1 protein-coding gene is annotated in these 576 nt (G+C 64.2%); it reads right to left on the reverse strand.

What is annotated here, in order from left to right; genetic code table 11:
- The coding region (locus A5706_RS18930) for a class I SAM-dependent methyltransferase (protein ID WP_068133641.1) at nucleotides 1-576 on the reverse strand (576 nt) is incomplete at both ends.

Raw genomic sequence — 576 nt, forward strand, 5'->3', positions numbered from 1 at the left:
GCGGAACAACTTGGCGCAGCCGGTGAGGTACTTCATGTACCGGTCGTAGACCTTCTCCGACTGGATCGCGATGGCCTTGTCCTTGTTGGACTCGAGCGCCGCGGCCCATATTTCCAGCGTCCTGGCGTAGTGCAGCTGAAGTGACTGGATCCGGGTCACCTTGAAACCGGCGTCGCCGGCGTGCTCTTCGACCGACGGGATCGTCGGCAGCCATCCGCCGGGGAAGATCTCGGCCAGGATGAACTGGGTGAAGTGAACGACCTCGTGGGTCAACGGGGTGCCCTGGGCCCTGGCCTCTTTGAAGGTCGGACGCGAGATGGTGTGCAGCAGCATGACCCCGTCGGCCGGCAGCACCCGGTAGGCCATCTTGAAGAAGTGGCCCCACCGTTGGCGGCCGAAGTGCTCGAAGGCGCCGATGGAGACGATGCGGTCGACGGGCTCGTCGAACTTCTCCCAGCCCTCCAGCAGCACCTGCGCTGAGCGGTTCGTGTCCAGCCCGTCGAACATCTGCTGGACGTGCTCGGCCTGGTTCTCCGACAGCGTCAGGCCGACGACGTTGACGTCGAACTCTTCCCA

The sequence above is a fragment of the Mycobacterium sp. E796 genome (genome assembly GCF_001672815.1).
Taxonomy (GTDB): Bacteria; Actinomycetota; Actinomycetes; order Mycobacteriales; family Mycobacteriaceae; genus Mycobacterium.